This window comes from Streptomyces sp. NPDC093260, assembly GCF_040683715.1.
Classification (GTDB): domain Bacteria; phylum Actinomycetota; class Actinomycetes; order Streptomycetales; family Streptomycetaceae; genus Streptomyces; species Streptomyces sennicomposti.
Genome location: NZ_JBFBEK010000003.1, coordinates 236902 through 249192, shown reverse-complemented (window position 1 = coordinate 249192; position 12291 = coordinate 236902). Strand labels below are relative to the sequence as shown.

The 12291-nt window shown below is 72.5% G+C and carries 9 protein-coding genes; 6 read left to right on the top strand and 3 right to left on the bottom strand.

Features of this window, described 5'->3' with window-relative positions:
- Positions 1-29: 29 nt before the first annotated feature.
- Together AB0N63_RS05340 and AB0N63_RS05335 are read left to right on the top strand one after the other, a co-directional pair.
- A complete protein-coding gene (locus AB0N63_RS05340; protein ID WP_365524321.1) occupies positions 30-1073 on the top strand; it encodes an ArsR family transcriptional regulator in 1044 nt (347 codons plus the stop codon).
- Between the two features lie 128 nt (positions 1074-1201).
- Positions 1202-1711, top strand: a complete 510-nt coding sequence (locus AB0N63_RS05335) for a glutathione peroxidase (protein WP_365524318.1) — start codon at positions 1202-1204, stop codon at positions 1709-1711.
- Positions 1712-1878: 167 nt separating this feature from the next.
- Here AB0N63_RS05335 and AB0N63_RS05330 read toward each other — a convergent pair whose 3' ends face one another.
- On the bottom strand, positions 1879-3756 hold the full coding sequence (locus AB0N63_RS05330) for an MFS transporter (RefSeq protein ID WP_365524315.1): 1878 nt from the start codon (positions 3754-3756) through the stop codon (positions 1879-1881).
- Positions 3757-3905: 149 nt separating this feature from the next.
- Positions 3906-6272, bottom strand: a complete 2367-nt coding sequence (locus tag AB0N63_RS05325; RefSeq protein ID WP_365524313.1) for a D-alanyl-D-alanine carboxypeptidase — start codon at positions 6270-6272, stop codon at positions 3906-3908.
- A gap of 433 nt (positions 6273-6705) precedes the next feature.
- Here AB0N63_RS05325 and AB0N63_RS05320 point away from each other — a divergent pair, with 433 nt between their 5' ends.
- From AB0N63_RS05320 to AB0N63_RS05305, 4 genes are all read left to right on the top strand, one after another.
- Positions 6706-7458 carry a GPP34 family phosphoprotein gene (locus AB0N63_RS05320; RefSeq protein WP_365524310.1) on the top strand — a complete coding sequence of 251 codons (753 nt, stop codon included), beginning with the start codon at positions 6706-6708 and terminating at the stop codon, positions 7456-7458.
- Between the two features lie 412 nt (positions 7459-7870).
- On the top strand, positions 7871-8731 hold the full coding sequence (locus AB0N63_RS05315) for a helix-turn-helix transcriptional regulator (protein WP_365524307.1): 861 nt from the start codon (positions 7871-7873) through the stop codon (positions 8729-8731).
- Between the two features lie 214 nt (positions 8732-8945).
- Positions 8946-9137: a DUF397 domain-containing protein gene (locus tag AB0N63_RS05310; RefSeq protein ID WP_009189155.1), complete on the top strand. Its 192-nt coding sequence runs from the start codon at positions 8946-8948 to the stop codon at positions 9135-9137.
- Between the two features lie 346 nt (positions 9138-9483).
- Positions 9484-11055 (top strand): sodium:solute symporter family protein, encoded by a 1572-nt coding sequence (locus AB0N63_RS05305; protein ID WP_365524304.1) that lies wholly within the window; start codon positions 9484-9486, stop codon positions 11053-11055.
- 11 nt (positions 11056-11066) lie between these two features.
- Here the strand turns inward: AB0N63_RS05305 and AB0N63_RS05300 are convergent, their stop codons facing one another.
- Complete coding sequence (locus AB0N63_RS05300; protein ID WP_365524302.1) at positions 11067-12185, bottom strand: ADP-ribosylglycohydrolase family protein; 1119 nt, start codon at positions 12183-12185, stop codon at positions 11067-11069.
- Positions 12186-12291: the final 106 nt, after the last annotated feature.

The window sequence follows — 12291 nt, the reverse complement described above, 5'->3', positions numbered from 1 at the left end:
GAGCGGGCCGGGGAGGGAGGCGGGGCGGGATGGGGCTGTGGGAGGTCAACGCCGACACCCTCGCGGGCAGCCGCTTCCTGGTCTCCCCTCTCGCCGAGACCTTCGCGAGCCTGAAACTCCTGCACGCCGGCACCGGCCGCCACCCCGGCGAGCAGGCCTGGCTCCGCGCCCACCTGCCCGGCTACCGGCGGCTGCTGGCCGGCGACCCCGTCACCGCGCTGCTCGTCCGCGCCGGACTCGGCCGCGACTGGATCGCCGACTTCCTCACCCCCACGCCCCGCGACGAGGAGAGCTTCGCGGACGGGGTGGCCCGCGTCCGCGCCGCCGACCCCGTCGCCGCCCGCGCCCATCTGCGGCTGTCCCTGAACGGCCCGCTGCCCGCCGCGCTCGACCGCGACGACCTGCCCGAACGCGCGGCCCGGCTCCTCGAGCACGTCTGGGCCGAGACCGTACGGCCCTCCTGGGACCGGCGGCGGCACGTCCTGGAGGCCGATATCGTCGCCCGCACCGCGCAGGTGAGCCGGGGCGGCTGGGCGGCCGTCCTGGACGCGCTGCGGCCGGGCACCCGCTGGCTCGGCGGGAACCGCTTCCAGGTCAACGCGCACGCCTACCCGCCGCGCGAGACCGCCGGCGCGCAGCTCGTCCTGGTGCCGGTCACCCCGCAGACCGGCTGGGTGGCGTGGGACGAGCCGCCGAGCCGGTACGCCGTCGTCTACCCGTGCGCGGGCGTCCTCGCCGACGCCCGCGCCCGGCGCTCCTCCGTCTCCGCCGCACTCGGCGCGCTGCTCGGGCCCGCCCGGGCCGAGGTGCTGGTGCTGCTCGGCTCGCCGCTCAGCACCACCCAGCTGACCGCCGTGACCGGGCAGGGGCTCGGGTCCGTCGGCCGGCATCTGCGGGTGCTGCTGGACGCCGGGCTGATCGAGCGGCGGCGGGCGGGGCGGTCGGTGCTGTACTCGCGTACGGACGCGGGCCGGGTCCTCGTCGAGGCGGCCACGCGGGAGTGGACGGCGACCGTAGCGGACGGCACCGGACACCGGGGACGCGCGGACGGCGGACACGCCGGACGCCGCTGAGACTCTCTCCCGCGAGCGCGTCGCGGGGACACGGGCCCGACGGGGTCCTCCGTTCGGTCCCGGCCCGATCCGGACGAAAGACCCGGGCGACGGCCCCGCCCCAGTTCACAGGCACTAGCATCCGGCCCATGACCACTGCAGACAGCAACGGCACCTCCCCCCTCGACGTGGAGATCGGCGCCCTTCAGGGCGGCCCGGCGAACCTGAAGCAGTACGCGGGCCGCCCCGTGCTCATCGTGAACGTGGCGTCCAAGTGCGGCCTCACCCCGCAGTACGCCGGCCTCGAACAGCTGCACGAGCGGTTCGCCGACCGGGGCTTCACCGTGCTCGGCGTGCCCTGCAACCAGTTCGCCGGGCAGGAGCCGGGCAGCGCGGCGGAGATCGCCGAGTTCTGCTCGGCGACGTACGGCGTCACCTTCCCGCTCACCGAGAAGGTCGACGTCAACGGCGAGGGACGCCACCCGCTCTACGACCGGCTGACCGACGCCGCCGACGCCGAGGGGCACAGCGGCGACATCCGCTGGAACTTCGAGAAGTTCCTGGTCGGACGGGACGGCGAGGTCGTCGCCCGGTTCTCCCCGCAGACCACGCCGGACGACCCCGCGCTGGTCGCGGCCGTCGAGGCCCAGCTCGCCTGACCCGCAGCACGGACGATCCGCGGCCCACAGCGCGGACGGTCCGCGCAGCAGTGCGGCCGCGCCTCGCGACAGCGACACGACCACGCCCCGCCGCATACGCCGGGGCGCCGGCGCCCCGGGTCCTCACCCGAGGCGCCGGCGCCCCCGCGCGAAACGATCCGCCGCGCTCACTTCAGCTCGTCCGGGCACGGCGTCCCCCGCGGCAGCTGGTACGGCGCCGCCAGCCGGTACGTCCCCGCCCGCGGCGCGAGCAGCATGGTCCACTTGTCGCCCATGGCGTCCTCGGGCGTCTCCCACAGACAGCCGTTGACGTTGTCGTACGTCTTCGGCGTGCCCTCGGGGCGGTGCTTGGACGCCTCGGTCTCCTCGGGCGCCTTGAGCCGCTTGCCCTGCTCGTCCACGATGCTCAGCCAGGGCGAGTACGGGATGCGGATGAGGACGCGGCCCGGCTTGCTCACCTCGATGGTCAGCTCGACCTGCTCGGCCCGGTCCACCACCGCGTTGGGCTCGGCGAGCGGCTTGGGGTCGGTCACCTCGAACAGCTGCCAGTTGGCGTCGCCCCAGACCTGCCGCAGATACGGCTGGCCCTGCCGCACCAGCTCGCGTTCGCGCTGGCCGCCGTCGCCGTCCGGCTCGCCCTTGGGCAGCACCACGTAGTGCACGGCCCAGCGCTGGAGCCACTCGTGGTAGTTCGCCGAGTTGAGCGTGTCGTCGTAGAAGAGCGGGTTGCGCTTCATGTCGGCCTGGCGGTTCCAGCCGCGCGCCAGGTTGACGTACGGCGCGAGCGCGGAGGCCTCGCGGTGGGAGCTGGCCGGGACCACCTCGACCCGGCCCTTCTCCGCGCCGGCCTTCTGGAGCTGGTGGACCAGCGGCGCCAGTTCGTGCGACCAGGAGGCGGCCGGCGCGGTGTGGACGACGTCGTCCACCGACTTGACGCCGATCCAGCTGACGAAGCCGGCCAGGGCCAGCACGATCGCGTACCACTTGCGCGAGCGCGGGAGGGCGAAGGGCAGCGCCGCCACCAGGACCACCCCGGCGAACAGCATCGCGAGGCGGGTGATGTTGGAGCCGATCTGCGAGCTGACCACCCAGACCCCGACGACCGACAGGGCGTACACCCACGAGGTGATCCGGACCGTCTTCCACTCCCGCGGGACGAGGACGGCGGCGAGGACCGCGTAGAGCAGCGGCAGGCTCGCCGAGCCGAAGCCCATGGGCTGGGTGCCGGAGAAGGGGAACAGCAGGGCCGAGACGGCCACCACCGCGGCCGGCGCGAGACCGAGCGCCCACGCGCCCGGGCGGCGCTTCTGGAGGAACAGCGCGACCGCGACCAGGCCGACGAAGAGTCCGGCGACGGGCGAGGCCATGGTGGCGAGCGCGGCCAGCGGGGCCGCGGCCAGCGCCTTCGCCCAGCGCTTGTGGCGCCAGCGGTACGGCCAGCAGAACACGGCCGCCACCGCGCCCAGCGCGAACAGCGAGCCCAGGCCGAACGTCACCCGGCCCGACAGCGCGTTGCACAGCAGCCCGAAGACCCCGGCGAGCGCCGCCCACAGGGGGTTCTTCACCGCGCGGCTGCGGATCAGGACCAGGGTGAGCAGACCCGCCGACAGCGTCCCGGCGATCATCATCGTCGTCCGGACGCCGAGCACGGACATCAGGTACGGCGACACCATGCTGTAGGAGACGGCGTGCATCCCGCCGTACCAGGCGAGGTTGTACGCCGAGTCCGGGTGCCGGCCGACGAACTCGGCCCACGCGTCCTGCGCCGCGAGATCGCCACCGCTGTTCGCGAGCGCGAAGAACCAGACGAGGTGCAGGATCCCGGCCAGCGCGGTGACGGAGAGGGCGGGGTGCCGCAGCATCCGCTCCCGCACCGCCATGACGACGGCCCCGGCCCGGGACCGCGCGGCGACGGCTCCTGAGGTGTGGTCGCCCACCGGCTTCGAGCCGTCACGTTCCGTACGGCTCGTCCGCGGTGGTATTCGCGGCCCGGCTCCCGGGCCCGGCTCGGCGTCGTCGGCGCGTGTCGGCTCCGCAGTGGCCACCTGAAGGCACTCCCCGTGTCCCGTCCTTGAGTTTCCGGCCGCGTCCCGCGACCGGCGACGTGCCCCGTCTCGCGACGCTAGCACGCACCCCGCCGGGGAGGCCCGTCCGGAGGGCTCCCCGACGGGGTGCGCGGCCTTGCCCGGCCGGGTCAGCCGATGCGGGTCAGCTTGGCCGTGAAGCCGGGCTCGGCCAGGTCCTTCTGCAACGCCACCGGGACGCGGATCGCGCCGCCCGCGCCGCCGTCGCCGACGGTGAGCGTGCCGACCTGGGCACCCGCCTTCGCGGTGTGCGGCACGGCGTCGGCGGTGAAGGAGAGCTTCACCACGGAGCCGGCCCAGCCGACCGCGGTGACGTCCTCGGTGACCACGACGGGGGTGTGGCCGCCGAGCCGGTCGTCCACGTACCCGACGACGTCGCCCTTCTTCATGATCTTCTCTGAGGTCAGCGCCTTCTCGGCGCCGAGCAGCGCGGTCTTGCTGACGTTGTTGACGGTGTCGAGGATCGACGTGCCCTTGTGCTGGCCGAGGATCGCGCCGACGACGGTCACCGTCTGCCCGCCGACCTTCTTGCGGGCCGCGAACAGCAGGTTGCCGCCGGCCGCGGTGGTCGTGCCGGTCTTGATGCCGATCGCGCCCATCCAGTAGGGCAGCGAGTTGTAGTTCGGCCAGTTGTGCCCGGAGGGGTCGGTCCAGCTGGCCGCGCCGGTGATCGCGGTCAGGGCCGGGATCCGCACGACCGCGTTGCCGAGCTTCACCTGGTCCTCGGCGGTGGAGACGGTGGTCTTCGTGAGGCCGGAGGGGTCGGTGTACGTGCTGTTCGTCATCCCGAGTTCCTGGGCGGTGGCGTTCATCTTCTTGACGAACGCCGCCTCCGAGCCCGCGTCCCAGCGCGCCAGCAGCCGCGCGATGTTGTTCGCGGAGGGGATCATGACGGCCGACAGCGCCTGCTTCTCGGTGAGGAAGTCACCGGCCTTGACGGTGTTCAGGGTGGACTCGCCGCCCTTGTCGTAACCGCCCTCCTTCTCCGCCGTCTCGTCGACCTTGATCTTCGGGCCCTCCTCGCCGGGCTTGAGCGGGTGGTCCCTGAGGATGATGTACGCCGTCATCGTCTTGGCGACCGACCCGATGGCCGCCGGCTTCTGCTCGCCGAAGTGGTCCATCGTGCCGACGCCGTTCACGTCCATCCAGCCCTGGCCCTCGTCCGGCCAGGGCAGGGTCAGCTTGCCGCCGGCGAAGGTGTGGCTCTCCTTGGCGGTGAGCTGGAGACCCGGCTCGGGCAGCGGACGCAGGGACTGCGCGATCGCAAAGACGATCAGGAGCAGCACCACCAGCGGCGTCCAGATCTTCACCCGGCGCATGGTGGTGCGCAGCGGGGTCTCCGGGGGCGGCGGCGTGTTGGTCAGCTCGGCCAGCAGGTCGAGCGGGGGCTTGGGAGGCAGCGGCTGCTGGGTGGTGCGCTCGGGGCCGACCGGAGCCGCGGCCGGGATCGCGGCGGTGACCGCCGGATCGGCCTTCGGCTGCGGCGACGGCTTGCCGGGGGCGTCCTTCGGCGGCGCGGCGTCGGCGTCCGGCTTCGCCTTCGGCGGCCGGCGGGTCGCCGGGTCGTCGAGGGGCTTGAGCGCGACGAACTTGCTGGTGCGCTCGGCCTCCGACTCGGGCGTGGACGTCCCGCCCGCCGCGGGGTGCGCCGGGGTGTCCTTCTTCGCGCCCTTCCCGGCGGCTTCGGGACCGGCCTTCCCGCCCTTCTCGGCGCCGCCGAGCTTGAGCATGGTGGTGGGCTGGTCCACCGGGGGCTTGGGCGCCTTGAAGATGGCGGTGGGCTGATCGACCGGGGACTCGGGCTCGGGCGCCCGATCGGGCCCGGTCTCGGCCTTCGCTTCGGGCTCGGGCTCGGAGGCCGGGTCGGGCTCGGCCTCGGCCTCGGGGCCGGACTTCGCGGACTCGGGCTTGGCGGCGGTCTCGGTCTCGGACGCCGGGTCGGCCCCGGTCCCGGGCTCAGGCGTCGACTCGGGCGCGGCCTCAGGCGTCTTCGCCTCAGGCGCCGCGGCCCCGGACGTCTTGCCCTCGGGCTTCGCGTCCGCCGTCGCGCCGTCCTCCTCCGCCTCGCCCGTCGCGTCCTCGGCGTCGGCCTCGGCCCCGTCCTTCTCCGGCTCGGAGCCGTCCTTCTCCGCCTCGGCGGCGGCCTCGGTCTCCGCGTCGTCCCCCTTCACCGCGGGCGCGGCGCCGGCGGAGCCGGCCGCCTCGTCCGCCCCGGCGGTCTCCGGCTCGTCGTCACGTACGGCACCCGCGCGCGCACCGTCGCCGGACTCCCCGTCACCCGACTCGCCGTCACCCGCCGCGCCCGCCTCACGAGCGTCCTCGGCGGACTCCTCGCCGTCCCCGGCCGCACCGGCCCCCTCCGCGCGCCCGGAGGACCCCGCGGAGTCCCCGGCGCCCGCGGAGGCACCACCGGACGCCCCGGAGTCCTCCGCCGTCTTCAGATCCCGTACCGAAAGCACCCGAGTGGCCGTGTCCACACCACCGCGCCCCTCGGACGTGTCGCCCGTCCCGGACTCCCCCGCGAGGGCGAGGCGCGGGTCGCGGGCGTCGCGCGCCTCGCCCCTGGCCCCGGGAACCGGACCCCCGCTCCCCGACGTCGGTTCTGCCGACGACTCGCGCTGCTTCGACCTGTCGGGGGACTCGCCCGCCACCGATGCCTCCTCATGTGCCGCACCCCGCGTACGGCTACCGAACCGTGAACCGCCATCTGGACGCCGGCCGGTCCCGACCGGCCGTACCACCCGGTCGTACCGCTGTCCGAACCATGTACCAGTGTCCTGTGCGCGGACCAAACCCGACTGGTAGACGAGAACGACATACCTACTGGTTCCACTACGAACCGGTCACGCACCCTCGACAGACCAATGTGAGAGGGGTCACCCTGTCATTCATCCACGCGGGGAGGCATGGATGGGCAGGAGCCGCAGAACAATTCCGGAGGAGCTTCTGTTGCTCGCACTGGACCCGGCCACGGGTACCACTGCGCAGCCGCAGTCGCTCGACCTGGGTCTGGCCGGAGCGCAGCTTGTGGAGCTGGCGCTGGCCGGACGGATAGCCCCAGACGGGGATCGTATCGCCGTGGTGGTGCCACGGCCGACAGGAGATCCGACACTGGACTGCGCGTTGGAGTTGCTGCGAAGGCGCGGCGCTCCGGTACGGGCCGTCCACTGGATCGGCGGACCCCGGCTCGGGCTCCGCCAGACCTACCTCTCGCATCTGGAGCGGTGCGGCATGGTCGCCGCCGTGCCCGGCCAGATGTGCGGGGTGCTGCCGACGACGCGCTACCAGGCGACGGACACGGCCATCAGCCGGGAGATCAAGGCCCGGCTGGATTCCGCGATCCGTACCGGCGTACCGCCGGACCCGCGGACGGCGGCGCTGGCGGCGCTGGCCCACGCGGTCGGTCTGGGCAAGCACCTGTATCCGGGCAACGAGGGCCGCTCGTCCCGTTCCCGGCTGCGGGACCTGATCCGGCACGACCCGATGGGCGGACTCGTCGCGCACGCCGTGATGGACGTCCAGAACGGCGCGGCGGCCCAGCCCCGCCGCGGTCAGGCCACGGCCGGCCGGCAGCCCGCCGGGGCCCGGTCCGGACCGGAACCCGCTCGCGGGGTCCCGATGCAGCCGCACCACGGGTCCATGGCACGCGCCGTGGCCCACTGAGGCGGCGCCGGCGGCAACCCGGGCGCAGGACGCGCCCACCCGAACACGCGCACAGCACCACCCGCGCCCACCGTGCACCGTGCGGCACCACCCACCGCGCGGACCGCACCCGGCGCGCACCGGCGCGCACCGCGCGCCACCGCCGCACCGCACGTCCCCAAGTCCCGGTTCGGGAGCCGCAGGCCGAGCGGGGTGGGGAGACCCTCAAGGGTCTCCCCACCCCGCTCGGCCGTGTCCGCGAGGCGGTCCCACCGTCGCACGGGCCATCCGTTCCACACGATCCACTGAACATGCGAACTGGCGCGCAGCGCCCGCATATCCGGCGTTTCCCAGCGGTAAGAAGCACCTTGGTGGCAATCTGCTCAACAGCAGATACGCAAAGTAGAGGCACGCAGCCGGAGGTGCACGTCCCGTGGCGTCCAATGTCAATCCCACCGTCAGGAGGCGCCGGCTGGGCCAGGAGCTGCGCAGGCTCCGCGAGCTCAAGGGCATGACCGCCGAGGAGGTGGCGGAGCGGCTGCTGGTGTCGCAGTCGAAGATCAGCCGGCTGGAGAACGGACGGCGCAGCATCAGCCAGCGCGACGTCCGCGATCTGTGCGGGGTCTACGAGGTGGAGGACCACCGGATCGTCGACTCGCTGATGCAGATGGCCAAGGACTCGCGCCAGCAGGGCTGGTGGCACTCCTTCGGCGACATCCCGTACAGCGTCTACATCGGTCTGGAGACGGACGCGGCGAGCCTGCGGGTCTACGATCCTCAGGTCGTCCCGGGCCTGCTCCAGACCCGGCAGTACGCGGAGGCGCTGATCGCCGGCGCGCTGCCGGAGACGGCGCCCGCGGACGTCGACAAGCGCGTCCAGGTGCGGATGCGGCGGCAGGAACGAATCTCCGCCACGGAGAACCCGCTGCGGCTGTGGACGGTGCTGGACGAGGCCGCGCTGCGCCGCACCGTCGGCAACTCCGACGTGATGCGCGACCAGTTGGAACACCTCGTGGAGCAGTCCCAGCTGCCGCACGTCACCGTGCAGGTGATCCCGTTCGACATGGGTGCGCACCCGGGCCTGAACGGGCAGTACGCGATCCTGGAGTTCCCGGACGCGGCGGACTCCAGCGTCGTCTACATCGAGGGCGTCACCAGCGACCTGTACCTGGAGAAGGCCAACGACGTGCAGAAGTACAGCGTGATGTACGAACACCTGCGGGCGCAGGCGCTGAACGTCGAGCAGTCGCGCCAGTTCATCGCGAAGGTCGCCAAGGAGCACGCGAGTCGGTGAGCGGGCGGGACGGTACACCGCGAACCCGCTTTCAGGTAAGACCTGTTAAAAAAAGCCATTCGGACGAGTGAACGGGTTTCCTGCGGGACCGAGCCCGGCGAGTAGCGTCGATCACGCCATCGAGCAAGAACGTTGGCGTGTACCGCGCTGTGGGTTTCCGACGCGTCGTGCGGTGTCAGCAATTCCACCACTCCACTCGCATTCCGGAGCAGAAATGGCAATTCGTCAGGGCGCCACGGAGACGTGGACCAAGTCCTCGTACTCCACGGGCAACGGCGCGTGCGTCGAGATCAAGTCGCCGGTCGTCGCGGCCATGGCCGTACGGGACTCCAAGGTTCCCGAGGGTCCGGTGCTCGGCTTCCCCGCCGACGCGTGGAACTCCTTCGTCCACTCGATGAAGGCGTGAGCGGGAGGACCCCCTCCTCTCCCCCACCGGCGCCCCGAGCAGCGCCGCGCACCATCGCAGGACACAGCACCACAACAGCTGAACACGCACCACCGAGAGCCCTCTCGACGAGCCCGCCGTCCTTGCCGAGGGGGCTCTGCTCTGTCTCGTGACTGTTCATGTGAGTGAACGAAGGTCAGTGAGACGAACATCTTTACCCGCTCTTGACCTTCCGCTTTCTTGTCGTGCTCATGCGACCACACCCACGATGAGCGGGCACTTCGCGGCCTCCCTCGCCCTCACCCCACTCAGGCGAAGTGCCGACCAGCTGAGCGGAGTTCACAAGGCGGACCCTGGAAGGGGGCACATGAACAGTCTCGACTGGACCGTGCTCATCGGCTACTTCGGCGTGATGGTCGCGATCGGCCTCTGCTCGCACAAACGGGTGGACGACGTCAGCGACTTCTTCACCGCGGGCGGCAAGATGCCCTGGTGGCTGTCCGGCATCTCGCACCACATGTCGGGCTACAGCGCGGTGATGTTCACCGGCTACGCGGGCATCGCCTACACCTACGGCGTCACCTCCTTCGTCACCTGGTCCTTCCCGATCGCGCTCGGCATCGCCATCGGCTCCAGGCTGTTCGCGCCGCGCGTCAACCGGCTGCGCTCCCGGCTGCACGTGGCCTCACCCCTGGAATACCTGAAAAGCCGCTACAACCTGCCCACCCAGCAGGCGCTCGCCTGGTCCGGGATGCTGCTGAAGATCGTCGACGTGGGCGCCAAGTGGGCCGCGATCGCGACCCTGTTGTCCGTCTTCACCGGGATCAGCCTCGACCAGGGCATTCTCATCACCGGCGCGATCACCGCCGTCTACTGCACCATCGGCGGTCTGTGGGCCGACGCGCTCACCGAACTCGGCCAGTTCGTCATCCAGTTGCTGGCCGGGCTGTCGATGTTCGTGGCGGTGGTGCTGAAACTGAACGACAAGGGCATCGGCTTCCTCGGCGCCTGGGACGAACCCGCCCTGCACGGCCACGGCAAACCGCTGGTCGGCCCGTACGGCACGGTCTTCCTGCTGGCGTTCCTCTTCATCAAGCTGTTCGAGTACAACGGCGGCATGCTCAACCAGGCGCAGCGCTACATGGCCACCGGCAGCGCCCGGCAGGCCGAGCGCTCGGCGCGGCTGTCCGCGCTGCTGTGGCTCGTCTGGCCCCTCGTGCTGTTCTTCCCGATGTGGATGTCGCCGCTGCTGGTGCACGCCGAGAAGCCCGACGGCTCCGACTCCTACGCCCTGATGACCGAACAGCTGCTGCCGCACGGTCTGCTGGGTCTGGTGATCGTCGGCTTCTTCTCGCACACGATGGCCATGTGCTCCTCCGACGCCAACGCCATCGCCGCCGTCTTCACCCGTGACGTGGCCCCCGCGCTGTCCCGGCGGGCCCGGACCTGGGGGCAGCGGTCCGGACTGGTCGCCGCCCGGATCACGACGGTCGTCTTCCTGGGCCTGTCGATGGCGGTCGCCACCCAGGTCGACTCGCCGACGTTCAAGGACATCATCACCGTCGTCATCAAGTGGGTGGCCGGCCTGATGGGCCCGATCGCCATCCCGATGATGCTGGGCCTGCTGCGCGCCTTCCGCCGCTCCGGCCCCACCGCCGCGCTCACCAGCTGGGCGCTCGGCCTGATCGCGTTCTGGCTGGTCAACTACCCGGTGAACAGCGCGGTGGACGGCGGTGTCCCGCTGGAGTACCAGGTGTCGGTGCCGCTCGCGGTCTCCCTGGTCCTGTACGTCCTCATCGGCCGGCTCAAGCCCGAGGACACCCCCGAACGGCTCGCGGTCATCGAGCAGGTCAACACCGACGGCGACGGCGCCTCCGCGGCGGCCCCGATCCCCGCACCGGCGGGCGCGGGCGACGACGTGGTCGGCACCCAGCCGTAGCGGCGGGGCCTTCAGCCGCCTCTCGGGTAGCGGGTCAGCCAGCCAGGGGAGGAGCCGGTGGGGCCGTGCAGCGCCGGGCCCTGGGTCATCTCCATCGCGAAGTCGTCCGCCAGCACCAGCAGCGTGGGGCGGCCCTCCAGTTCGGCCAGCCAGGCCGGCGGGAGGGCCGTCTCGCCGTGCAGGGCGCCGAGCAGCCCGCCGGTGAGCGCGCCGGCCGCGCCCGAGGGACCGCTCTGGTTCACCGCCAGGCACAGCCCGTGCCGTACGTCCTCGCCGACCAGCGCGCAGTACACCGCGACCGCCAGCGACTCCTCCGCGGTGCCCTCCCCCGCCAGCTCCGCCACCCGCTCCGGTCCCGGCATGCCCTGGCGCACCGCGCCGAGGGCGTGCTGGAGGGCGTCCGACACCGGCTGGTGCCCGGGCCGTACGGCCAGCAGCGCCAGCGCCTTCTGCACCGCGCCGTCCAGATCGTCGCCGCGGGCCAGCGCGTGCACGATCACGGCGTACGCACCCGCCGCCAGGCACGCGGAGGGGTGGCCGTGGGACTGCGCGGCGCACTCGACGGCGAGCTGCACGACGAGCTGCGGCTCCCATCCGACGAGCAGACCGAACGGCGCCGACCGGGCGGCGGCCTCCGGCCCGGGCTCGCCGGGGTTCTTGGGCGCCTCCAGGGTGCCCATGACCTCGTCGCCGAAGCCGAGGAGCAGCGCCCGCGTGGCGTCCCGGCGGGCGTAGAGCCACTCCTCGCGGGCCAGCCAGCCGTCCTCCGCGCGGCGTTCGTCGGGGCCCCAGTCGCGCTGGGTGGCCGCCCAGCGCAGATAGGCCCGGTGCAGATCGGTCGGCGGGTGCCAGGCGCCGGTGTCGCGGCGCACCTGGGCGCGGATCAGACCGTCCACGGAGAACAGGGTGAGCTGGGTGAGGTGCGAGACCGCGCCGCGCCGGCCGTGGGCGGGCAGCAGGTCCACGACGCCCTCGGGGCCGTGCGCCGCCTGGATCGCGGCAAGGTCGAGGCGGTCCACCGGCGCGCCGAGCGCATCGCCGAGCGCCGCCCCCAGCAGGGTGCCGCGCACCCTGCTGCGGAAATCCTGCTGCTCGGCGCGCCCCCAGACGGCACCGGCCGTCGCACTCACGTCGTACTCACCCAGACCTCCCTCACGGCCACCGTCCGTACGTACGACGCTCGGCACTGTAGTCGAACGGGAAGGCTGTGTTCAGGGGGCGATTTCCGGCGGACCA

Coding starts and splice junctions, on each gene's coding strand:
- AB0N63_RS05340 (WP_365524321.1), top strand. CDS start 30: ATGGGGCTGTGGGAGGTCAACGCCGACACCCTCGCGGGCAGCCGCTTC.
- AB0N63_RS05335 (WP_365524318.1), top strand. CDS start 1,202: ATGACCACTGCAGACAGCAACGGCACCTCCCCCCTCGACGTGGAGATC.
- AB0N63_RS05320 (WP_365524310.1), top strand. CDS start 6,706: ATGGGCAGGAGCCGCAGAACAATTCCGGAGGAGCTTCTGTTGCTCGCA.
- AB0N63_RS05310 (WP_009189155.1), top strand. CDS start 8,946: ATGGCAATTCGTCAGGGCGCCACGGAGACGTGGACCAAGTCCTCGTAC.
- AB0N63_RS05305 (WP_365524304.1), top strand. CDS start 9,484: ATGAACAGTCTCGACTGGACCGTGCTCATCGGCTACTTCGGCGTGATG.